The organism is Desulfobaculum bizertense DSM 18034, assembly GCF_900167065.1.
GTDB classification, from domain to species: Bacteria; Desulfobacterota; Desulfovibrionia; order Desulfovibrionales; family Desulfovibrionaceae; genus Desulfobaculum; species Desulfobaculum bizertense.
Genome location: NZ_FUYA01000007.1, coordinates 125349 through 149033, shown reverse-complemented (window position 1 = coordinate 149033; position 23685 = coordinate 125349). Strand labels below are relative to the sequence as shown.

The 23685-nt window shown below is 52.5% G+C and carries 20 protein-coding genes; 16 read left to right on the top strand and 4 right to left on the bottom strand.

Translation table 11 applies throughout. The annotated features are described in order from the left end of the window. Nucleotides 1–196: 196 nt before the first annotated feature. Both B5D23_RS11235 and B5D23_RS11230 read left to right on the top strand, forming a co-directional pair. On the top strand, nt 197–571 hold the full coding sequence (locus B5D23_RS11235) for a response regulator (protein WP_078685534.1): 375 nt from the start codon (nt 197–199) through the stop codon (nt 569–571). A gap of 16 nt (nt 572–587) precedes the next feature. After that, nucleotides 588–845: a hypothetical protein gene (locus tag B5D23_RS11230; RefSeq protein WP_078685533.1), complete on the top strand. Its 258-nt coding sequence runs from the start codon at nt 588–590 to the stop codon at nt 843–845. Between the two features lie 61 nt (nt 846–906). On the opposite strand, the gene cbiM is transcribed toward B5D23_RS11230, so the two are convergent. From cbiM to B5D23_RS11210, 3 genes are all read right to left on the bottom strand, one after another. Further along, on the bottom strand, nt 907–1509 hold the full coding sequence (cbiM, locus tag B5D23_RS11225; protein ID WP_078685532.1) for a cobalt transporter CbiM: 603 nt from the start codon (nt 1507–1509) through the stop codon (nt 907–909). A 290-nt stretch (nt 1510–1799) separates the two neighbouring features. Next, nucleotides 1800–2975, bottom strand: a complete 1176-nt coding sequence (locus tag B5D23_RS11215) for a YibE/F family protein (RefSeq protein WP_144012610.1) — start codon at nt 2973–2975, stop codon at nt 1800–1802. A gap of 143 nt (nt 2976–3118) precedes the next feature. Then, complete coding sequence (locus B5D23_RS11210) at nt 3119–4714, bottom strand: alkaline phosphatase (RefSeq protein ID WP_200803658.1); 1596 nt, start codon at nt 4712–4714, stop codon at nt 3119–3121. Nucleotides 4715–5064: 350 nt separating this feature from the next. Here B5D23_RS11210 and B5D23_RS15070 point away from each other — a divergent pair, with 350 nt between their 5' ends. The 5 genes from B5D23_RS15070 to B5D23_RS11190 all read left to right on the top strand — a co-directional run bounded on the left by B5D23_RS15070 (nt 5065) and on the right by B5D23_RS11190 (nt 9050). Further along, complete coding sequence (locus B5D23_RS15070) at nt 5065–5205, top strand: hypothetical protein (protein WP_159445981.1); 141 nt, start codon at nt 5065–5067, stop codon at nt 5203–5205. Nucleotides 5206–5467: 262 nt separating this feature from the next. Next, nucleotides 5468–5869 (top strand): cytochrome c3 family protein, encoded by a 402-nt coding sequence (locus B5D23_RS11205; RefSeq protein ID WP_078685530.1) that lies wholly within the window; start codon nt 5468–5470, stop codon nt 5867–5869. A gap of 39 nt (nt 5870–5908) precedes the next feature. Further along, nucleotides 5909–7240, top strand: coding sequence for an ATP-dependent 6-phosphofructokinase (locus tag B5D23_RS11200; protein ID WP_078685529.1), 1332 nt, complete (start codon nt 5909–5911; stop codon nt 7238–7240). Between the two features lie 240 nt (nt 7241–7480). Continuing rightward, complete coding sequence (locus B5D23_RS11195; RefSeq protein ID WP_159445980.1) at nt 7481–8356, top strand: zinc dependent phospholipase C family protein; 876 nt, start codon at nt 7481–7483, stop codon at nt 8354–8356. 91 nt (nt 8357–8447) lie between these two features. Beyond that, nucleotides 8448–9050: an SAM-dependent methyltransferase gene (locus B5D23_RS11190; RefSeq protein WP_078685527.1), complete on the top strand. Its 603-nt coding sequence runs from the start codon at nt 8448–8450 to the stop codon at nt 9048–9050. Nucleotides 9051–9573: 523 nt separating this feature from the next. On the opposite strand, the gene B5D23_RS11180 is transcribed toward B5D23_RS11190, so the two are convergent. Next, nucleotides 9574–9813 carry a hypothetical protein gene (locus tag B5D23_RS11180; protein ID WP_078685525.1) on the bottom strand — a complete coding sequence of 80 codons (240 nt, stop codon included), beginning with the start codon at nt 9811–9813 and terminating at the stop codon, nt 9574–9576. Nucleotides 9814–10095: 282 nt separating this feature from the next. On the opposite strand from B5D23_RS11180, the gene B5D23_RS11175 reads away from it, so the two are divergent. The 9 genes from B5D23_RS11175 to B5D23_RS11135 all read left to right on the top strand — a co-directional run bounded on the left by B5D23_RS11175 (nt 10096) and on the right by B5D23_RS11135 (nt 23679). Continuing rightward, complete coding sequence (locus B5D23_RS11175; protein WP_078685524.1) at nt 10096–11739, top strand: glycoside hydrolase family 3 protein; 1644 nt, start codon at nt 10096–10098, stop codon at nt 11737–11739. 83 nt (nt 11740–11822) lie between these two features. After that, nucleotides 11823–12293 carry a chemotaxis protein CheX gene (locus tag B5D23_RS11170; RefSeq protein ID WP_078685523.1) on the top strand — a complete coding sequence of 157 codons (471 nt, stop codon included), beginning with the start codon at nt 11823–11825 and terminating at the stop codon, nt 12291–12293. A gap of 92 nt (nt 12294–12385) precedes the next feature. After that, a complete protein-coding gene (locus tag B5D23_RS11165) occupies nt 12386–14596 on the top strand; it encodes an AsmA family protein (RefSeq protein WP_078685522.1) in 2211 nt (736 codons plus the stop codon). A gap of 105 nt (nt 14597–14701) precedes the next feature. Then, complete coding sequence (locus tag B5D23_RS11160; RefSeq protein WP_078685521.1) at nt 14702–15580, top strand: DMT family transporter; 879 nt, start codon at nt 14702–14704, stop codon at nt 15578–15580. 23 nt (nt 15581–15603) lie between these two features. Next, entirely contained in the window at nt 15604–19176 is a 3573-nt protein-coding gene (locus B5D23_RS11155; protein WP_078685520.1) for a UvrD-helicase domain-containing protein, read from the top strand. Then, nucleotides 19163–19630: a 2-thiouracil desulfurase family protein gene (locus B5D23_RS11150; protein WP_078685519.1), complete on the top strand. Its 468-nt coding sequence runs from the start codon at nt 19163–19165 to the stop codon at nt 19628–19630. Before B5D23_RS11155 ends, B5D23_RS11150 begins: the two co-directional genes overlap by 14 nt. Next, the gene (locus tag B5D23_RS11145) at nt 19618–22539 is read left to right on the top strand and encodes a PD-(D/E)XK nuclease family protein (protein WP_078685518.1); all 2922 of its coding nucleotides are present in this window, start codon (nt 19618–19620) and stop codon (nt 22537–22539) included. The genes B5D23_RS11150 and B5D23_RS11145 overlap by 13 nt, the downstream gene beginning before the upstream one ends. Nucleotides 22540–22857: 318 nt before the next feature. After that, nucleotides 22858–23184, top strand: coding sequence for a hypothetical protein (locus B5D23_RS11140; protein ID WP_078685517.1), 327 nt, complete (start codon nt 22858–22860; stop codon nt 23182–23184). A gap of 45 nt (nt 23185–23229) precedes the next feature. Then, nucleotides 23230–23679 carry a GNAT family N-acetyltransferase gene (locus B5D23_RS11135; RefSeq protein WP_078685516.1) on the top strand — a complete coding sequence of 150 codons (450 nt, stop codon included), beginning with the start codon at nt 23230–23232 and terminating at the stop codon, nt 23677–23679. The last annotated feature ends 6 nt before the right edge of the window (nt 23680–23685 follow it).

The window sequence follows — 23685 nt, the reverse complement described above, 5'->3', positions numbered from 1 at the left end:
TGAATCATCCGTCACGTTCTCAGACTTTCATATCAAGAACCTATACAATCGCCGAATCACATAAGCGACGAAATACCACGTCAGGAAGCGCTTTTTTCATCACGAGTCATTGACATAAGCCCCCTCTTCCTCTAATATTGCATTATCATAGAATACAGTAGGTTATTCTCGGAAATCCCTTTTGGAGGCATCCCAAATGCATGTGCTTCTTGTCGAAGATGAGTGCATCACCAGAGAATGTGCTCGCCTGTCCCTTCAGGACCACGGATACACCGTGACCGCAGTTCCCAATGGCCACGAAGCAGTTGAACTCGCCAAAAAATCGCCGTGGAATATTGACGTTGTTTTCATGGACCTCCAAATGCCCATTATGGACGGACGAGAAGCAGCAAAGCAACTGAAAAACATCCCCGCAGCTCAGGACACCCCAATTGTTGCAGTTTCAGCCTGCGACACCTGCGACAGTCAAAACTGTACGCAAAACGGCTTTGCCTACTGCCTCGCAAAGCCGTATAATGTTCTCGACCTGTTACGAAAGCTCAAGGAAGTTTTTCCAAGTACCCACAGCTAACCCGGGAGTTCACACTATGCGCGCCGCGCGCCTTTTCGTCGCAATCCTTCTCGCAGCATGCCTCGCTGCATGTGCAAGTACACCAGAATATACCCACGACAAAGGCACAGCCAACCTCGATCTTGACCTGAAAAACTGCGAATGGGACGCAACCCACGTGCAGAATACGGACGGCTCATGGAGTGAAGTTGAACTGTCGCCGGAAGAACTCCAGCTCTACATTGATGAATGTATGCAGCAAAAGGGGTATTCCAAAACCGAAGAGAGCGAATAACACAAAGGCCATTCCTTGGAATGGCCTTTTTTTCATGCAAAATATGGTCGTTCAGAAAAACTTACGAAAGCCCATCCAAAACTTCCGGCTTGACCCGTCCAAGGAATGACACCGCAAAGCCAGAAATAACGCCTTCAATTATTGCAATGGGGACATGCGCAATAAAAAGTGCCTTAGCCACGCCCAAAAACTCACCACCAGACAATGCCAGCGCTCCAGCTGTAAGTAGCCCAGAAACCAGCACTGCACCGGCTCCACAACAAAATGCAGCCACAGAGAGCGAACGGGAAGAGCGCAGCAAAAAAGGACGACATAAAATTCCGAGCATCACCGCAGGCGCGGCCATGTCAAACGTGTTCACTCCAAGCGTGGTCAGCCCTCCGAACTGGAACAGCACGGCCTGCAAGGTGAGTGACACGAGAAATGCGGGGAATGCAGCCCAGCCGAGCAGCAGGCCCAGCAGACCATTCAAGACAAGGTGCGCGCTCGTCGGTCCCACCGGGACGTGAATAAACGACGCGACAAACGCTACTGCCGACAAAATCGCAATGCGCATCAGCTGGTCATAATCAATTTTCTTCAGCCCGACAGCCGTTCCTGCCGCAGCGAGCACAGCCCCACCCAAAAGCACAGGCATAGACAACACGCCTTCAGAAATATGCATACCGCCTCCTTATCCTCCTCGCTGAATTACACGAAACTCAATATCGTGTCACTAGCTTCGGCTATTTTTTTCAGTCTTCCAAAAGAGACGTCTTTCCAGTGAGTTAAAGTAGACTCTGCTTCAAAAGGCCAAAGAAGCGCATTGCCCTGTGCATTTTCAGGCCAAGCGAACACAAGCAATACGGCCAGCACAAGAAGACATGCAGCGAGAGAAAAAAAGAAGGAGACTCAGAAAAAGAAAAGAGAAAAAGGAAAACGTGGAGAGGAGGAATGAAAAACGCCCGCCTCCGCTTAAAAAGGCCAGCGCCGCGCAAGCGCCTCGCGCCACCCTCGAGACATCCAGACTTCATGCCCGGCACTCAGAAGCAGCCCGGCAATGACAGCCGTCACAGGAGCGACCAAGACAAGACCAATGCTGCCAATCAGTATCCGAAAGATCTCGGCGGCCACCAGCTTCATGTTGGCGATACGGGAAAAGCTGGTTCCCTGGGAGACAAAGACCATAAGCATGGTCAAATAGCCCCCCGAATAGGCAAGCAAAAGCGTCGTTGCCATCGTGCCAATGACCATACGCCCGACGTTGAACCCGGAAGCAATAAGCTCACGCATCCCAATATCAGGCCGTTTCGCCTTGATCTCCCCCATAGAGACGCTCACATCCATAGCAATATCCATCGCCGCCCCAGAAGCCCCCAGCAACACAGCCGAATAAAAAATATGCTGCATATTCAGGCCATAGCCTCCCTGAACCAGCAGCAGGGAAGAAAATGGCGTCGTCATCCCGCCCAAATGAAGGCGGGAACCAAAGAACAGTGTTAGCCCAAGGGTCACTCCAAGACCACAAACCGTTCCCAGAAACGCTGACACGCCCTGACGGGTTATGCCCGAGACAGTAAAGATAATCACCATAGAGAGAAGCACCAAAACCCCAATGCTAAGAAGCAGTGGAGAGACTCCGCTCAGGAGATAAGGAATATAAAAGCACCACAGCACACCAAGTGCTCCGACAAAAGAAAGCAGCGCTTTCACACCCACAAAACGGGAAAAAAGGATAAGAGCAGCGGCAAAGACACCAAAAAGAACCAGCTCCCAGTTCTGCCGGTACATATTGATAGCCTTCGCATCAACAATGCACCCGTCATTTGCCTGTACAGCGAGAAGGATGTGGTCCCCCGGAACATAAATCTCGTCCATGTCCAGTTGCCCATTCAGATGATTTATCGCCCGAACCTGTCTGCCCTTCCACTCCCCGTCCACAATCACTACGGAAAGCATCTGGACGCCAACAGCTCCTGCACCACCAGCGGCAAGAATATTTCCGTTGTCCACAGAGAGAACGGTCCCCGCCGTTTCCAAAACAGGCCGCCCCTGCCCGTCGCTTTCAAGCCAAAGTCTGGCGCTAGCGCACACCGCGGCAAGGACAACAAAAAGAAGGACAAATTCCAGTAATCTTTTCAATGCTCGCATAAAATCTCCGAAGCCGTAAGGAGGACGGGAAACCCGCCCTCCAACAGCATCATGAGAATGCGTCACCCCAACACTGTCATAACAACACAGTCAGGGCACGCACTCGCATGGTATGGCCAATTTCGGCCAGCAACATGTCGGGACTAATTCTTCCCGGCAACGTTCTGGGTCTTGCCATAAGGGAGCTTAGAGTATTTTTCATCGGGACCAACGGTCTTGCCCAAAAGCGCCTTGGAGGGGTCCACATCAAACGAAGAGAGTTTCACACCCATGAGCTTTGCCATGGTACGGGGAAGGTCGGTGTTATCCCGGAACCCGGCAAACTGCTGAGCCTGACATCCTTCTGCGGACAACGCGATCACCGAAGAGGTATGGACGTAGGAGGTCCAGCCAATACGGGCGCGCTCAGAAACCAGATGAGCCACGGCAATCATGGTGGGGGTGTAGGCATACCCGTAGGTGGTCTTGTCCTCAAAACTCAGGGTCTGGTTACGATCTTCAACAGCCATAGCTGTCTCCAGCTTTTTCAGCTCCTGAGGATTAAGGTCAGACAGACCAAAGTTTTCAGCCACGTACGCCAGATAGGCTTTGCGACGGCTTTTCACATCGGGGTATTCCTTAATCATTTCAGGATAAACAGAGGCCAGAACGTCTTCCACAGAGGCTTTCACCTTGCAAAGTTCTTTCAGCTTCAGGAAGTAGCCCTTGGAATCAAGGCTAATGCCCATAGCCATGCCACCGGTTTCGTGGTCTGCGGCGACAACGATCAGCGTTTCCTTGGGATGCTTTTTGTAGAAGTCATAAGCTTTTGCCAGAGCAGCATCCAGAGACAGCGTTTCATAAATGGTGCCTGCGGCATCATTACAGTGTGAAGCGTAGTCAATGCGGCCACCTTCAACCATCATGAAAAACGGCTTCTCCTGAGCAGACAGAAGCTCAATGCCCTTTTCAGTCAGCTCGGACAGTGCGGGCATAGCGTTCACTTTTTCTGTGCTGAAACGGCGGTCAATTTCCATTCCCACTGCGCTGTAACACAGGGAAGCCAGAACCTTGTCACCTTTTTTGGGCTGATAGGCACGGAACGCATCACGAGCGCTATCACCAACAAACGTTGTGTAGCCTTTAGCCTTGAACTCAGCCACAAGATCACGCCCGTCTTTGCGCTTGGACTTGAGACCTTCGGCATTGCCCTTGGCCACAAAGTGACGGAAGCCGCCGCCTGCCAGATAATCAAATCCAGAGTTCAGCTGATCCACGGCGATTTCGTTCTCATTGCCACGGCTCATGTTATGAGCGGAAAAAGATGCAGGTGTTGCGTGAGTGATGCGGGTGGTCGTCGCCAGACCAACAGCAAAGCCAGCATCACGAGCGGCCTCAGCAATGGTCTTAATGTCCCTGCCATCAGGAAGCTTGGAAATCATGCCGTTGGTCGTCTTGAAACCCGTAGCAAGGGCGGTACCACCTGCGGCGGAGTCAGTGACCAGCGTGCTGTCGGAATAGGTGGTCACCAGTGCAGAGGTGCCAAGGCTATTCATAAGCAGTTTTGCTTCCGGGTTTTTGGTCTCCATTTTATAAAAGTATTCGGCGGACTGGCGCTGTGCAGGCCCCATACCGTCACCAATGAAATAAAAAACATACTTGGGAGCATCTGCAGCAAAAGCAACAGAAGCCATCAGGACCAAGCAGAAAGAAAGCACCATGGTGCTGAGCGCATTATGAGCTCGTCGACAGAATATCATACATTTCTCCATCGTATAGTTGTTCAAGTCTCCGGACTACTATACTTTATCCGGCGACCTCTCCCCTCAAGAATGTATCTCCAGTTCTCATCGTGACCGATGCGTACAAACAGCGTCACACACAACGAAGCCCAGCGTACACTGCAGGCTCAAAGACTGTAACGTGCTGAGGAAAATGAACTTTGCGAGACTTTTTCACGACAAGGCTTGTACACTATATCTGGCTTTGCGGCAAACATTTTCATAAACAATACCAGAGACCTACGTGCATAATACACCCAAGAAAAAGCTCTCTACCTTGGAGGAATTTTTAAAAAAGGGGAATGGAGAAGAATCAGGAAATACCGTGTATGATGCAGAAACTGACAATTCAAATTGTACTATTGCCATATAAAAAAAATTATCAAATTCAAAATAAATACAGCTTCCCACCTACGGAACTCCCCGTTCTCCCTGATGGATTGCCTCACACCAAAAAGGAAAGCCAATAAAAGAAGAGCCACTTGATATAGAATAAAACAATCTACACACACCTTGTGGGATTTTTTGACAGGGCACCGCGTGTAATACGCCCTTTCGCTGTTTTCACAGGCACTCGCATCCTCCAGATTTTTTTCAGTTTCCCAAAGGGGATGCCTTTTTTCCTGTTTTGAGCAATGCTGTTTTTATTGCAAGGGGCTTGAAGCGACACTGTGAACTTGCTACGATTTTCTGACTTCTCTTCTAAAATTTCTGTACGGTGAGGAGACAAGAATGAAACAGATCTTTCGTATCATGGCACTTTGTTCCGTTATTGCTTTTTTCGCACTCCCTCTTGCAATGGCAGTTCCGCACCATGCACCTGCTGGTTCACTTGCGGTAAAGATCCCCAAAGGACACACGCCAAGCAAACCAGTTGTGCATTTTTCTCACGACAAGCACACAAAGATCCAGTGCACGTCGTGCCACCACACCTGGAATGGCAAAAGCCAGCTCCAGTCTTGCAGCTCAAAGGGGTGTCACGATCGTTTTGACAGCAAACAGGGGAAACGATCCTTTCACAAAGCGTTTCATTCCTCCAAGACAATAAGCTGTCTTGGGTGTCACAAATCTCTCAAAAAGAAAAAAGCAGCTAAATACGGCCCGCGTTCCTGCAAAGACTGTCACAAAAAATAACCTTGCACCTCGGCCTTTTTAGCGCATTGAGGAGTCGACATGCCGGCAAAAAAGACACGCAAAGTTCGCATCAACACAAGCATTCCCACGCTTGGACCTGCAAAAATAAAATCTGGAATGCACTACTGCCAGTTCATGGAGCCGGACGAGAGCACCAAAATTACCATCCCCGTCCCACAGCCGGACGGTAAGACCAAGGAAGAGCTTCTTCGTTTCGAACTCGCTGGCCCTCGCCAAAAAACATACTTTGACCCGTCAAAGACCAAATGCGCCATTGTGACCTGTGGTGGACTCTGCCCCGGCATCAATGACGTCATTCGGGCCATCGTCATGGAAGCGCACTACAACTACAAGGTCGCAGCGACCATTGGCATCCGTTATGGTCTGGAAGGCTTCATTCCCAAGTATGGGCACAACATTCTGGAATTAACCCCCGAAAAAGTTGGCGACATCCACACCTTTGGCGGGACAATGCTGGGATCATCCAGAGGGCCACAGAATCCCGAGGAAATTGTTGATGCCCTTGAGCGCATGAACATTTCCGTTCTCTTCATGGTGGGCGGAGACGGCACCATGCGAGCGGCCGAAAGCATTCTCAACGAGGTGCAGAAGCGGAAGCTGAAAATCGCCATCATTGGCATCCCAAAGACCATTGATAACGACATCAGCTTTGTCTATCAGTCCTTTGGGTTCGACACCGCCGTCGAAGCCGCCACAACAGCAATTCAGTGTGCGCACACCGAGGCAAACGGCGCGTACAACGGCATTGGTCTGGTCAAGCTCATGGGGCGCGAATCCGGCTTTATTGCTGCACAGGCAACACTCGCCCTCAAGGTCGTCAATTTTGTTCTCATCCCGGAATCACCGTTCACGCTTGAAGGAGAAAAAGGACTCCTTGAGGGGCTGGCAGAACGGCTCAAAAAACGCCACCACGCCGTTATTGTTGTTGCCGAGGGAGCCGGTCAGGACCTGACAGATGCATCACGAAAAACAGATGCTTCGGGCAACCCCATCCTTGGCGACATTGCCGGAATTTTGCGCAAACGGATTCCTGAGTATCTCTCAGAGCAAAAAATTCCGCACACGCTCAAGTACATTGACCCGAGTTACATTATCCGTTCCGTTGCAGCCAACGCCAACGACCGAATTTACTGCGGTTTCCTTGGGCAGCACGCAGTCCACGCCGCAATGGGCGGCAAGACCGGCGTTGTCATCAGCAGGATGCGTGAGCACTACATCCATCTCCCCCTCAAGCTCGTCACTGGGCAGCGTAGAAAAATCGATACGCATTCCGACTACTGGCGAGCAGTTCTTGAATCAACCGGGCAGTTTCAGTACATGCGTTCCTGTTTTGGCACTCCAGAAGATTAGGCACACACCGGGGAGCACAGTCTCCCCGGTTCACTCTAAGACTTTGTCAAAATGACACATTTTACTGTAGCCTTTTCCTCTTTTTTTTACCGGTCTTTTTATTGACTTTCACATAAGCTTGATTACCTTATGCCGATGCAGTCGCGAATCATGTCAAAAATCTCCATTGTCGTCTCTTTTGCAGTACTCTTACTGCTTTTGCCTGCCCAAAGTGCATTCGCATGGGGGCCAGGTGTTCATATGGCAATTGGTGAATTCTTTCTAAACAACCTGGCACTCCTGAGTCCGGTTGTTGCCGGTATTCTCGCCTCGCATGGCGACTCTTTTCTTTATGGCTGCCTCAGCCCCGACATTTTTGTGGGCAAAGGCTCCCGTCCCCGTCCCGGACACAGTCACAACTGGTCCGTTGCCCAAGGTATTCTCCAGCAGGCCAAGTCTACAGAAGTACAGGCATACGCCCTCGGCTACATGAGCCATCTTGCCGCCGACACTGTTGCGCACAACTACTATGTGCCAAATCTTGTTTCTGCCATGCCTCTTGGCGGAACACTGCCACACGTCTACGCAGAGCTTCTTGCAGACAACTATGTTCTCTGGTCTCCACGCAAGGCCCGCCGCCTCATGCGAAAGGAACACAAGGCAGAAGACCGCGCGCTCTTTCGCTCCATTCGCCGACAGCAGCCACTTCGCCCTCTGTCCTTCTCTCTCAAGAAGCGTCTCGTTGGCGACAGCATGCATCTCAGCAACAACAAAGGCGTTGACGGTTCCCTGCGGTTGCTTTCCAAGCATTTAGCCCCGCATGGTTTACGCTTTTATTTTTGCAACCAGATGGAAATCAGCATTGCAACGGTCCACGACCTGCTCTTGCATCCAGAGTCCTGCCCTTCCCGGCAGCTTGACCCCATTGGTGCCGACGCCCTTGCGCGTGCCAAGAATCTTCTTCTGCAAAAGCGTTTTGCGAATCTGCGCGGCATGTTAACCCCACTTGGCAACCGTTTTCCGGTTGACCCACGGCTTGTAAGTCTGCCCCGCCCCCTTCTTCTCGAAGCCGACAATCTTGACATCTTGCGTCAGGCTCATCGGCGCTACGAGAGCACAGGGTCGCACGCGGCCTAGCTTCTCCCTCCCCGTATTTTCCCGCTTGAGCTTTTTTTGCTACGCTCTCCTCACCATTTGATCTTTGAGGTCGCAAGCATGGAGCTTTTGCATGGAACGCACACCACTTTGGGATCGTCGATATTCTGAGGAAGGCTTTACCTTTGGGACATGTCCCAACGCCTTTTTGACTCGCTCTGTTTCACACCTCACCCCCGGCGGGCATCTTTTGAGCCTCGGCGAAGGCGAAGGACGCAATGCCGTCTGGCTCGCGCAGCAGGGATTTCGCGTCACCGCCGTTGACGCCTCTCGCATTGGTCTCGACAAGGCCCAGTCCCTCGCAAGGCAGCGCGGTGTCCGCATCACAACCATTCAAGCCAATCTCGCAGACTTCCCCCTTCCCCCCAGCGAGTATGACGGCATTATTTCCATCTTTTGCCATCTTCCACCAAAAGTGCGCGTCCCCCTGTATCAGCGTTGCGCAAAAACGCTTCGCCCCAGCGGCATCATTATTCTCGAAGCGTACACCCCCGACCAGCTCAACCGTGACACCGGTGGGCCGCAGGACGCCAAGCGGCTTATGACTGCTCAAATTTTACGCGACGAGTTCCCCTCCTTGCGGCGCATCCTTTTGCAGGAGCGCATTCGATCTGTCTACGAAGGGAAGCTTCACACAGGGAAAAGCTCTGTCGTTCAATTCATCGGGCAGCGTTAGGCGCCGGGTGGGCGGGTGTTTTATTGGGACTCTGTCCCAAGCCCTGCAAGGGGCGCTGCCCCTTGACCCCGCCCAAGGACGAGGCCCTTGGGAATCCCGCTATCGCCCAAAATTAAAGGGCCGGATGTGTGAAAGCCGTTGGCTTTCCCTTACATCCGGCCCTTTAATTTTGGTCTAGTGGGCGTCCCGTGTGTTCTTTTCTTTGCGCTCCAGTCCTTTCTTTCTGAACGCAAGCGTTCAGAAAGAAAATGGTGGCAACTCGCAGAAGAGAAAGACGCTCTCGACGTTATGCCCAACAAGTTTGAATTTCATTCACGCGAAGCGTGGATGGAATTCAAACTCGATGAGGATACGTAAGGGAATCATTCCCTTACGCGGGGGTTTGGGGGCTGGCCCCCAACTTCCCCCTCCCACCCATCCAGCCCTCGCGCGCTGAGCGGACCCCCAATCTTCTCCCACACACCATAAAAAAGCCCTCTTTCGAGGGCTTTCCAAACATCAATCCCCCGGCGCTAGGCACGGGTTAAATCTTTTCGACCTTGAGTCCATCCTCGAAAAGGGCGGTAGCTTTGTAGTTATCGCCTGCGTTCTCAAAAGAGTAGTCACAGGCGGGGAAGAGCTGAATAGTTGGGGACCATTCATCGCCAAAAAAGAGGTCTTTGGCTTCGCCATTGCTTTCAAAGCGGAGAGTCTGTCCATTTTCAAAAGACAAAATTTCTCCGTGATGTATTTCTAGCGGGATATCCTTCTGCGAATAATCCATAATCCACCTCCATACACACCGGGGGATATATTCACTAAAAACCATATACACGCGACGAAAAGAGTGTATTGCCGCGATCGAGGACGGGAACATACAGAGAGACTCTAGCATAGTTCTCCGTCCATGCGTTTAGTTAAGCACAGGCGAGCATTTACTTCAAGTGCTCTCTCCATTTTTTCATGATTACAGTGAGTTGCTATGATTTAAAAGTGTTCTTTTGCAAAGGGATGCTGAGGATGCATAATCTTGACAAGAGAAGAGAATATTTCCGATTCTATAAGCATGCGAAAAAAACATCTGTACATCCTGCTTGCGCTTCTGCTTTGGGTCTTTCCTGTTTCGAATGCGCAGTCTGCGCCACGAGTTTCGCCAGAGGAAATACTCAAGACGATGACGCTTGACGAAAAAGTTGGTCAGCTTTTTATAGTGTGGTTCAAGGGTGGAGAAATGTCTCCATTTTTGCAGAAAGCCATTGGTGAATACCATGTCGGTGGGCTTATTTTTTATTCCATTACCGGCAACACAAAATCACCTGAACAAATCACCACACTCAGCACGGCAGCCCAAAAACTTGCGCTGCGCACTGGTGCTGACCTTGGTCTGTTCATGAGCATCGACCAGGAAGGTGGTCCTGTCACCCGCCTGACCAAAGGCTTTACTGTTCTCCCGTCGAATTTAAGCATCGGGCACACAGACACAGCGATTTCCGCAAGCCGGGCCGCAACACTCCTTGCACAGGAAATGACTGCGGTCGGACTGAACATGAACTTTGCGCCATCCGTGGACGTGAATTCAAACCCGGATAATCCAATTATTGGCACACGATCTTTTGGAAATAATCCTAACATGGTAGCCCGCTTTGGCCGCGCGGCTGTAGACGCCTATGTGGCGCAAAAGGTCATCCCAGTGCTAAAACACTTCCCAGGACACGGCGACACCAGCGTTGACTCACATAACGCAATGCCAGTTGTGCCCCACTCGCTTGCACGCCTGCAACAGACAGAGCTTGCCCCATTCTCGGCACTCGCAGAAGACGCTCCGGCCATCATGACCGCACACCTCTTTGTGCCAGCGCTTGATCCTACGCCGAACCAGCCCGCGACGTTCTCCCATAAAATTCTAACGGAACTCCTGCGAAAAAAAATGGGCTTTAACGGCCTTATCATTACTGATTCACTGGGCATGGGAGCCATTGCCAACACCTACGGCTCAGGACAGGCCGCAGTACGGGCATTCAAAGCAGGTGCAGACATTTTGCTTTTTGGTGCAGATAAAGGACACGAACCAGAAGAAGCTCTTGCTGCAATCCGTACCGTACGAGACGCAGTGAAAAACGGGAAAATTTCTGAGGCCCGACTCAACGCCTCCGTGCTGCGCATCCTCAAGACAAAAAAGGCGTACAATATCCTCAGTCCTTCGTTCCAGTCTCCACTCGCGGCAAGCCACATGGTTGGCACCCCAAAGCACCGGGCCGCAGCCCTTATGCTGGCGCGAAAAGGGACAAAAATTCTCCGCGACACCCACAAACAGCTCCCCATACGTGGAGCCATCCCCCCTGCTGTTATTACTTTTGGCGACACACCGTCACAGCAGACCGTTGAGGCATCATTCCCAGCAGGAACGGGACTCATCAAACTTCCCCGCCGCCCCAGTCAGGAACTCATTTTGCGAGTGCTCAAACACCTTCGTGATGCAGATTGCATTGTCCTGACCCGTAAAACAGCCAAGGCGCCAGAACAGCTTGAACTGGTTCGCGCTCTGGAATCCAGAAATGCCGGAAAACTTTATGTTGCCACACTGGGAACAGCAGACGCCATACTCAACAAAACAGCGGCTCCCTGCGTCATCGCGTCAGGCTCCTCTACCCCGGAGGCTATACGGGCCATCGCAGAGCTTCTTTTTGCAAGTGCGACACAAGTCAGGTAGGACATATCTCACCGTAAAGAATTGCTCTTTTGCACACGGGAGAGAGCGGCAAGAGCTGACCAGATTTCAAAAGGATAAAAGAGATGAATGTTAAGGAAGATGTCCGCATTGTGAAGCCATTTTTGAACGCTGTGCAAAGTGTTCTGTCCATGATGGCGATGGTCGAGGCAACGCCCGGCAAGCCATACATCAAAAAAGATTCACAGGCAGTTGGGGATGTGACGGGCATTATCAGCCTTTCAGGTGATCGTAACGGAACAATTTCCGTAACCTTTAGCGAAGCGTGCATCCTGCGGGTTGTGAGTGGGATGCTGGGTGAAGAAATCACAGAAATGGGGGCAGAAATTCGCGATGCAGTGGGCGAGTTGACCAATATGATTTCTGGTCAGGCTCGTCAGGGCCTTTCAGCCCTTGGCACCAAGTTTGATGGTGGTATTCCCTCTGTTATTATGGGGAAAAATCACACAATTTCTCACATCTGCAAAGAACCCATTCTTGCAATACCGTTCTCCACGGCATGTGGAGCCTTTACGGTTGAAGTTTCTCTGGAGTAAACTTTCGTGCATGAGAATCCGACGCGTTGTGGCGCACGTTTGGCTTTGCGCCGCACGCCCTGTGGCAAGACGTTTTTCCTGATGGAGTCACTATGAAAAAAGGCGTCCTTCTCTTTGGGCTTTTCTTTCTTGTCCTGTGCACCGCTGGTGCCCTTGGGCTTGTACTGGCCCCAGAGCTTCTTGACCCCAATTCCTACAAGTCTGACATCATCAGGGAAGTAAAACGACAGACGGGTCGAAATTTGCGATTCGATGGAGACCTTTCCATTGCTCTTCGCCCGTGGCTTGGCGTGGACCTTGGTCCCATAGCCCTGTCCAATGCAGAAGGCTTTGGGCCACAGCCATTCCTTGAAGCACGGCACAGCTCCATACAGGTGCAGCTCCTTCCGCTTATTAATCGAGATTTGCGTATCCAAAGCCTTATGCTTGATGGTGTTTCTCTCAACCTTGCCCGTAACAAACACGGCCAAACAAACTGGGAAGACATCACAGAGTTCAGGAAAGAAAAGACTGAACGCGCGGCGCAAAAGGACAAAAGTACAAGCGAAAAACACGCAGAGTCATCTCCAAAGGAAAAGACGAACTCTGGTTTTTCGCTGACGCCAGAGTCTTTTGCCATTGCCGACCTCCAGCTCAAAAATGCAAGCCTCTGCTGGGATGATGCTGTCGAAAACCGTAAGCTGATTCTCGACCAGCTCAATCTGAACACCGGAGCAATGGCCCCAGGTCGAGATTTTGATCTGGATATTTCCGGCCGTATTGCCCACAACGACAAAGAAGGCATTGTCCAGCTCACCAGCACGGCAAACATCGACAAAAACTTCCGCCGCCAGCAGTACAAAAACGCTGCTTTTTCCATCACGGCCAAGGCAGATGAAATTGCCAAGGAAGGTGTTCAGGCCGAAATTCACGCCAATATTCTTATTGATCTGAACGAAGGCAGCTTTTCTGTTGAAAATCTGGACCTCAAAACACCACAGGCAGAAATTACAGGAGTTGTCACAGCTGAAAAGCTGAACAGCGCACCTGAGTACGCCGCGGATCTGGTTATGACGCAGGTCAAGCCCCGGGCTTTGCTCAAGCTCCTGCAAATTCCAGTTCCCAAAACAGCAGACCCCAAAGCCCTTTCTGCTGGCGCACTCAAAATTTCCGCCACTGGGGGCATGGACTTCCTGAACATCCTCTCTCTCCAGCTCAATCTGGATGACACGACGGTTTCAGGTCATGCCAATATCAAAAGCTTTAGGGAACCAAACCTAAGCTTTGCCCTCAAGGGAGACAGTCTCGACCTGAACAGGTACCTGCCCCCTGCACAGAAAAAAGGGAATGCCGCCCAAAAAAACGCCAAGGGCAAGGCCACGTCGAAAGACAACACCCCCACGAAAGACACTGCAGCAGAAAAGCACAGCGCCGAGAACCCCGTCATTGACTTCCTGCGTCACGTGACAATGGAAGGCACGGTCCAGCTTGGCGAATTCCGCTTCAAAAAACTGCGGCTCAACAACATCAAGGGCACAGTCAAAGCCCGCGACGGACTCATTCGCATCAACCCACTGAGCACGGACTTTTCCAGCGGCAAGCTGGTGACTGATGCACAGGGAGACTTTCGGGGCAAAACTCCTCGCAATCAGCTTGTTGCCAAGGCCCGCAATGTGGACCTTGGCAAGGCGCTGACGGACCTCGCAGGAAAAGACTACGTCACCGGGCGAGTCGATCTGAACATCAATGCCCGCGCCAATGGCTTTACGTGGCATACCGTGCGCCGAAGCCTGAACGGCAACGCCAAACTTGTCATGAAAAATGGCGTCTTCCGAGGTTTTTCCATCATTCCCGAACCAGTCAAACAGGCCGCCATTGAAAAAAGTCCGTCTGACATCTCAGGAAAAATCCAAAAGCAGCAGCCATACGAACGGCTCAGCTCTGATTTCACAGTCAGAAACGGCCTCCTGCAAACAAAAAATACCCGAGTTACAGCCCCTCGCCTGAGTGGACAGGGAGCAGGAACGCTGGACCTTCGCGGCGATTATCAGCTGAATTATAATGCGATCATTAGCATCACAGCTTTGCCACGAATCCCCTTCACCGTTACCGGCCCCGTGTACAAGCCGACCTATTCCCTTGACACCGTGCAGTTTCTCAAGGAAACCGCCTACACCATCATGACTTCGCCACTTGATGTGGGCAAAAAAGCTCTCGACGTTGGCGAAGATGTGGGCAAAGGCACCATCGATGTTGGCAAAGACATTCTTGACGGCATCAACAAGGGCTTGCAAAACATCTTTGGTGGCGACAAAAAGAAGTAAACGGTTTCAGAATATTACGCGACAATCTCGCCGCAGAACATCAGAACCGTTTTGCCGTCATTCCGCTTTTGGACTTCACTTTTCACGCATGGTTCAGGTTCTGCAATGAATTCTGCAAAAGGCTATCTGTACGTTTTTACGGCTGCGGTGCTCTGGGGCATTACTGGCCCTCTGGCAAAATACGCATTTTCGCTTGGCATTGAACCTCTGGAAATCGCTTTCTGGCGTTGCGTCATTCCCTTTTTTCCCTTTGCATTTCAGGCCATCCGGGGTGGTTCTCTCACCATTGCCAAAAACGACATTCCACTCGTCGGCGGCTTTGGGCTAATCTGCATTGCGGCTTTCTACGGAGTGTATCAGCTCGCCATTCAGGAAGGCGGCGCAGCCCTTGCCTGCGTCCTGATGTATACGTCTCCTGCATGGGTTGCGATTGCTGCCCGACTTTTCCTCAAAGAAAAGCTCACCCCAGTAAAACTGGCTGCTGTCTGCGCAACCCTTCTTGGGGTAGCGGGTGTCAGTGGTGTGCTCGGCGGTGGATCAGAGGTCACAGGACTCGCGCTCATCCTTGGCGTCCTTTCTGGCATGACGTACGCCATGTACTTTATTTTCGGAAAGCTTCTGCTCCCCCGCTATACGACACCCCAGCTTTTTATCTGGGGGCTTCCGCTTGGGGCCGTTCTCCTTTTCCCCTTTGTAGAATTTCATGACAAAACCCCGTATGTTTGGGGCGCCATTTTTGCGATCTGTATTCTTTCGACCTATCTGGCCTACACGGTCTACTGTGCTGGCCTTGTTCACCTTGAGGCAACCCGTGCCTCCATCATTGCCACCATTGAGCCTGTTGTGGCCTCCTCAATGGCCTTTGTCTGGTGGGGTGAGCACTTCTCCTTTGCCGGATACATTGGCAGCGCCCTGATTCTTGGCGCAGTCCTCCTGATGATTCTGGACGGTCGAAAACACCAGGCCCCCTGTACTCAATCCTAACCCGCCTCTGGCTGGACTCCATCATGCTCGAACAGGTCAAAGCTTCTGCTGGTTCCGGAAAAACCTTTGAACTCACCAGCCGTTTTTTGCGACTGCTCAAAAATGCCAATGACGGTGTTCCAGCCGCCTGCGGAGCCATACCCGGTGAAGGCTATGGCTGGTCAGAAATCATGGCCGTGACATTCACCAACAAGGCCGCCGCAGAAATGAAAGAGCGCGTCATCAGCTCGCTCAAGGCCCGCGCCCTTGGCGACAAAAGCGGCCCAGCCGGAGAATGGAAGGCAAACGAGGCCGCCCTCTGGCTCACCCGAATTCTGCGCCACTATCACCAGCTCAACATCCGAACCATTGATAGCCTGCTCAACATGTTCATGCGCATCTTTGCGCTGGATGTTGGCGTTTCTCCCGACTTCACTGTTATTTTTGACATCAATGAACTCTTCGAAGAGCTGTTTGACGAGCTGGCTGCACAGGCCGAAAACGGGCACACCGAAGAGCAGCAGCTTCTACTCAATGCCCTTCAGGCCATGCTCTACCTTGAGCAAAAAAAAGGCTTTGATCTTTCCGCATCTTTCCGCCAGCGCCTGCTGGATGTGCTTCGCTTTCGTCTGACGCACAGCGAGCAGCTCGAAACCGACCCACAAAAACTGAATGACATCCTGAATGACCTGCGCTTTGCAATGCAAAATGCAGCACGCGAGCTGCAAACACAGGTTCAAAACAGGCTGGCCGTCAAAAAGCATTTCCTGAACTTTCTGGACAAATGCCTTGCCTTCTCTGGCACAGACAAAACCCCAGACTCCAAGCTCATGCTCAACATGAGCTTTTGCGACTGCGTCAACAAAAAGTCGCAGGACGATGTCAGCCCCGCAGACGAAGCAGTGTTCCAGAATCTCCAGCAGGCATGGACTGCATACAAATCCCTGCGCCCGGCCATTGAAGGCGCCCGGAACTTTGCGCCTTTTGTTCCACTTGCTGACCGAATTTTGCAGGATCTTGAGCGCAAAGAAACCGAAAGCGGCGTACTGCTGAACAGCCTGTGCCCTTCCCTTGCAACACGGCTTCTGGACCACGACACAGGAGTGCCTGACGCATACTGCCGCATGGGCACAAGGCTCATGCACATCCTCATTGACGAATTTCAGGACACAGGCCGCGACCAGTGGCAAGCCCTGCACCCACTCGCCGCGGAATGCCTTGCCAAGGGCGGCAGCATGTTCTTTGTTGGCGACATCAAGCAGGCCATTTACGGCTGGCGTGGTGGCGATGCAGCGCTTTTTGACGAAGTACCGGAGGATCCGGAACTGCTCGCCATGACAGATCCGGAGCGGCGTTCACTGCCCAACAACTGGCGTAGCACCGAACGCATCATCCGCTTTAACAACACAATCTTTAGCGCGCTGGAATCCCCAGAAAACGCCTCGGAGCTTGCCACGGCCATGTTCCCCAAAGACACCAAGGGAGCCGGGGACGCTATCGAACGCTTTGCCGAGCGCATTCAGCATCTTTTTCATGGTGCAGCGCAGGACGTCCCAGAGCACAAACTCGGCTCTGGTGGCTTTGTCCAGCTCCAGAAAATTGAAGGAGATGACAAGGACGGACTCTTTGAAAATGTCCGCGAAAAACTCCATCAGCTTCTTGTTGAAAATCTCGCCAAGCGCCGCCCCTTTGGTGACGTTGCCGTGCTGGTTCGCACCAACTCCGAAGCTGCAGAGGTTTCGCGCTGGCTCATTGAATGGGGTGTGCCAGTCATCACGGAAAACAGCCTGAGCCTTGCCGAGCATCCGCTCATTCGCCAGCTCGTGGCCATAATGACCTTTATGGACTATCCCTTTGATGACCTTGCATTCTGGGAGTTCATTTCTGGTGAGGATATTTTCCTGCGTCACACAGGCGTGGATATCAAGGACCTCAGCAACTGGCTCTGTACCTGTTCCCACAGCCCGCTTTTCCCACGCTTTCGCGAGGCATTCCCAGAGCTGTGGGACCGGCATATTTCACCGTTTCAGCTTCAGGCTGGGCTTATGAGTCCGTACGACATGGTGCAGGAAATCTGCCGCCACTTCCGGGTCATTGAACGCAACCCCAAAGACGAACTCTTTGTGCGGCGCTTTATGGAAGTCATCCACTGCGCACAGGAAGCCGGGCACCAATCACTTTCTGCATTTCTGGACTACTGGCGCGACTCTGGCGGTGAAGAAAAAGTCCCCCTGCCAGACAGCATTGATGCTATCCGCGTCATGACCATCCACCAATCCAAGGGACTGGAGTTCCCGGTCTGCGTTGTGCCCTTCCATCACTGGCAGTTCAATATGCATAACGAACTCGCCATCACAGAAATTGGCTCAATGCACCTGCTTTCTCCCCTGCGGAGCAAGGACTTTGGCCCGCTCTACTGGGAGCGCCTGACCGCGATTTTGCAGGAACAGCTCAACCTGCTTTACGTTGCGTGGACTCGCCCGGTGGATGAACTGTATGCCTTTTTAACCAGCACACCGGCATTTCGAACCCGCTATCCAATGGTGCGCGGGCTGGAGAAAATCACCAGCGCCTTGCCGTGGGATGAAGATTTTGAGGGGACTCCGGTGCTGGACTATGGCGAAAATCCACAGCCCCGGACTGAACGCCGAAGCACAGCCCATGAAGAAACAGCGCCCGTTCCTGACGACGAAAGCTTTGCAGGTTCGAGCTATCTTGATGAGTTGCCAGAGGACTTCTATTGCACGCGCGATGCCGAACCTGTACCAGACGTTGATGAAAACGGCAGCCTTGGCGAAAGCTATGAGCCAGACTTTGCCCCGGATTTCAACGGGAGTTACGTGGACCAGCTCCTCGAGAGTGATCCCGCTGACGCCCTCACTCAGGACGCCGCCAGACCAGAAGCAGAAAAAAAGGTCGCCCCAAGCGATACGCAACGCGCAGAAACCGACAGCCTCCCAAAAGAGGAAAGCAAAAACGACGAAGAGCACACCGCACCAGTACAGCTCTTTGATGACGCATCAGAAACCGCAGCGCGCCCAATGGCATGGCTCCCCCGCCTCAAAATTCACCGTCACTTTGCCAAAGACGTCACGCGGGAAGATATGCTGTCTGGACGCAACTGGGATGAACGCGCCCGTGGCACACTCATGCACGAAGCAATGGACCGCCTGCACTTTACTGGCGACATGACGGAAGACATTCACCGGGCCGCAGCAAGTGCCGTAGCTGCGCACGTCGACATTTTGCCCATTGGGGATCGCAAGCGTGAGGCCATTACAGCCGAAGCCGAGGGACTCCTTCGCTGGGCTGTCGAAGTGCCTGATTTTGTACAGTGGATTACAGAAGGTTCTCCAGAGTGCCCCATACTCGACAAAGACGGTAACGAACACCGTCCAGATCTTTTGGTCACCAATGATTCCGGAACACTTGTGGTGGAATACAAAACAGGTGGCAAACGTGAGGAGCACATTGACCAGGTCCGGCGCTATCTGCGCCTGACGCAGGCCATGCCCGGACTTTCGGCCCCATATCGCGGCATCATTCTTTACCTCGACAAGCAGGAAACCGTGACGGTTTCTGCATCCAACCCGGAGACGACAAATGAACACGCATAAAAAAATTATTGTGAGCGCATGTCTTGCAGGATGCTGCTGTAAATATAGTGGCGGGGATAACCTCTGCGAAGCTGTCGTTGAGCTGGTGCGACAGGGCCGGGCCATTCCGGTTTGCCCAGAGCAGCTCGGTGGTCTGCCCACACCTCGCCCCTGCTGTGAAATCCGTAAAAATGGTGAGGCTGTCGAGGTCTGGAATGACAGAGACGAAAACGTCACCGAATACTTTGCACGCGGAGCACAGGAAGCGTTTCGCATTGCCTCGCTCGCCGGATGCACGGCAGCCGTGCTCAAGGAGCGCTCTCCAAGCTGTGGCGCAGGTGTCATTTATGATGGCACATTCCAGCATATCCATGTTCCCGGAGATGGCCTGTTCGCCGCACTCTGTCGTGAAAACGGACTCGCCATTTTCACCGAATCCGACCTTGAGGAGAACGGCGAGCCATGCAGCAAGTAACCGTCATTGACTGGAGCGCCGACTTTGTCGCCACTCTCAAGCGCCTGCTGCTCGAAGCGCACGGGACAGAGCTTCGCGACGTCCTCATTCTCTACCCACACCAGCGCCCGCAACGGCACTTGCAGGAATTTCTTGCTCAGGACCCAGAGGTCCCAAAACCTCTCTTTTTGCCAGAAGGTCTGTCCATCAACGAATGGATTCCCCATCTGCGACAGGAAATGGACCCTCGCCCCCTGCGCACGGTTTCGCTTCTGGACAGGGCTGGAATGCTTTTTGACATTGTTCAGGACCTGCATCAGTCCGGTGAAGGGCTGCTTTCCCGACTGCCCGTTGAACGGGAGCATTTCTACCCATGGGGCGTCCGCCTTGCAGAACTGCTGGAAGAGTTCTTCCGCCATGGCCGCACCCCAGCAAACCTGCTGCACCTTTCTGGAGAAGTACAGCCAATGGCCGCCGCACTTCTGGAACAGCTGGCTGCCATCCATGAGCAGTATGAAAAGATGCTGGAAGCCAAGGGCTGGACCACGCCGGGCCGCGACGCCTGTTTTGTTGCCTCTCACCCAGAAGAGCTGGTCGCCATTGCCAAAGAAAAGCAAATCTGGATTGCAGGCTTCTACGCGCTGACCGGAACAGAAAACGCCATTTTTGAAACGCTGTGGAAAGCAGACGCAGCACGCGTTGTGTTCCACACGGACCCGGCCATTGTTGACGAGCCAGACCGGGCGCACTGGACCTGCAAAGAGCACCTCCGCTGGCTGAAACGCTGGGGAGCCAAGGCCGAACTCACAGACCTAGCCGTCAGTCCCCGAACAGCACCCCGCCCAGACATCCAGTTCATTGAGGGCTTTGACCTGCATTCTCAGCTCCGGGAACTGGAAAAAAACATGGCCGGAACGGATGGACACGACACGGCAGTCGTGGTTCCAGATACGTCTTCACTGATGCCTGTGCTCCACCACCTGCCCGACAAAGACATCAATATTTCCATGGGCTACCCTCTGTCCCACTCCAACCTGCACCGCCTTGTAGACATTATTTTGCGCCTGCAGGAAACATCTCAGGGACCGGGACGCTACTACTGGCGCGAACTTATCAACCTCTTGCGCCACCCCTACATCAAAATGCTCACACCCAAGGGCACCGTGCCCCTGCGAGCCATTTTGCGAGAATTTGAAAAGGCTATCCGTCGTGGCGGAAAATATCTCAATCCGCTGGAATGGGTGCCGCAGACAGAAAACTGGCCAGATGATGCTGATGATGCATTTAAAACGGCACAGCTCGAAGGCCTGCACGAAGTGCTCCGGGCCTGCTGCACAGCCTTTGAGAGCGTCAATTCTCTTGCCGGACTTGGTGACGCCCTGCTTGGTGTTGCGGATGTGCTCCTGCCTGAGGACGAGGGCAGTTCCCAGTGGCATAAGTTCCCCATTGACGCCGAATGTCTGTTTAGGCTGGTCAAGGAATCCATTCCGACGCTGACCGACAGCCAAATCAGCCACGATACCTATTCTCCGTCAGTGCTCTACTCCATCCTGCGCCAGTTCATTAACCGTGAACGCGTCCCGTTTGAGGCAGAGCCACTGTCTGGTTTGCAAATCATGGGTATTCTGGAATCCCGTCTTCTGCGCTTTTCGCATGTCCACATTCTAGACGCCACAGATGACAAACTCCCCGGCAGCACGGCCTATGACCCACTTTTGCCAGAACCGCTTCGCCGCGAACTCGGTCTGCCGGACCACCGCCACAGGAGCCTTGTTTCAGCACACAACTTCCATCGGCTTTTGGCTGGTGCTCAGGACGTCTGCATTTATTATCGCAATGGTGAGGATGGCGCGGGCGCTCTTGGTGGCAAAAGTGTCCGAAGCAGGTTTGTCGAAGAGCTGCTTTGGGAAGAAGAAAAGCGGGAGGGACATCTCATTGAACCGGGCACCGGGCCTGTCAAAACAGTCAGCTTCCCCATCCGGGGCATCCCACTTCGGGAAACTGAAATTGAAAAGACCGGAACCATCCAGAACCGTCTGCTGGACATGCTCCACAAGCGTTCGCTTTCGCCGTCGCTTCTGGACAGTTACCTGCGCTGCCCGGTGATGTTCTTTTATAAGTACCTGACTCCACTCAAGCCACTGGACGAAGTAAACGAAGCGGGCGATCCAGCAGAACTCGGCACCATTGTGCACGACGTGCTGCACCACTTTTTTTTGCCATACCGCGGCGAACTCACGAACCTGAGCACACTTGATCCCGCAGACCTGCAGGATGAATTTACCCGCAGGCTTACTGACTCAAAATTCTTCAAACAGATGCCGTGGGACATGCGCGAAGGGCTTAACCTGAGCGGTCGCGAACGCCTGCGCCGTTTCTTGAAAAATCAGGGCACGACCACGATCCTCAAACTTGAGGAAAAGATCGACCAAAAAACACCCATTGGCGACCTGAACATTCTGTTGCAGGGCACCCTTGACCGTGTGGATGAACGCGCGGGTGGAATCACTATTCTGGATTACAAAACCGGTGGGATGCCCATGCCCAAGCGTGGGATTTGGACAGACATTGATTTTTGGGACGACATCGCCCGAGGCTATGAACAGGAAACAGCAGACGACGAGCTTTTGGTGATGCTTGCAGAAAAACTTCCGAGTCTCCAGCTCCCGCTCTACGCTTACCTGTATTATCTGGAAAATGGCGTTGTACCTGCCAATGCAGGCTGGGTTGAACTGCGCACCGAGGGAATGGAATCAGAGCTGTTTTCCGACGCAGATAGCGAAGAAATCCGAGAAGATGCCATTTGTGAATACACGCCCCGCGCTCTGCGCTTTGTCCTCTCACACATGCTCAAAACCCCGGTTTTCACATCCACCCCCGGCCATTATTGCGACTGGTGCCCCTATGGCTTCGCATGTCAAAAGCAGTAAAAAATCAAAACAGTTACCCAAAGCGCCACTGCTCCCCGGTGGCGCTTTTTTGTCAGAAAGCCGACAAATCCAGAGCTGACGCGGCTTTCCCCGGCTTCTCCGCCCTTTTTCGACAAGTCATTGCGCTGACACCTTATTTAGTATATCTTCATCATAAGGGTTACGAGGTTTTCTTTTTTATACTCAAAACGTAACACAAAAGAGTTTGTCGTATGTCGAGAACGACAGGCTCGTTTATTCAAAGCACTGCGTCTTTTCTTGCAGACGCATCTTGTCCAGTCCTGTTTGTTGAATTCAGCGCGGGGAGAACGCACACCCATGACTTCGCTTTACAAGACATACTGTGGCCTGAACTTTCCCAAAACCTATTTGGTTATCGAACGGGATCTGACTCCAGAAAACTGTGTGCCGTTTAATATTCTCTACCTTTTTGGCAAGCTCAGCCTGTCCAAGGGGTCTATTCTTCCCTCCCACCTTCCCTTTGCAGCTGGCGGTCAAAAACGCATCATTACTGCAGTCAAGGAATACGGCTACTGCTTCTACAAGTGGCCCGGAAAGATCCTTGGCCCAGAGCTTGGTGATGTGCTGGAACCAGATCCAGACATTGCGGCACTGCACCAGCGCGAATGTGAATTTCAGTCATAAAAAAGGCCAGAGCAACAGCCCCGGCTTTCTTCACAACACACAATTATGTCTTTTACCCTTCATACCATGACGGAGCAGGAAATTCCTGCGGCCCGCGAACTCGTTGCTTCGGTCTTTTTGCGTTGCATCGCTCCAGATTACAGCCAGACCGGCCAGGAACAGTTCTTTGCATTCATCACCCCAGCAGCTCTGCGCCAGCGCTTTTCTGCTGAGTCTGTTTTTTTTATTGCGCGGCACAACACCCAAATAATTGGCCTCCTCGAAGTACAAAAAGGCAGACACATTGCCCTGCTTTTTACGCACTGCGACTGGCACGGCAAAGGCATTGCCACCGCGCTTCTCAACAAGGCTTTCACGTTCACAAAAGACTGCACCATCACAGTCAACTCTTCACCCTGTGCCATCCCGGTGTATACTCGGCTTGGATTCCGGCCGACACAGGATATGCAGGACATTCACGGCATTCGCTTTGTCCCCATGCAAAAAGACCTCTAGGAAAAC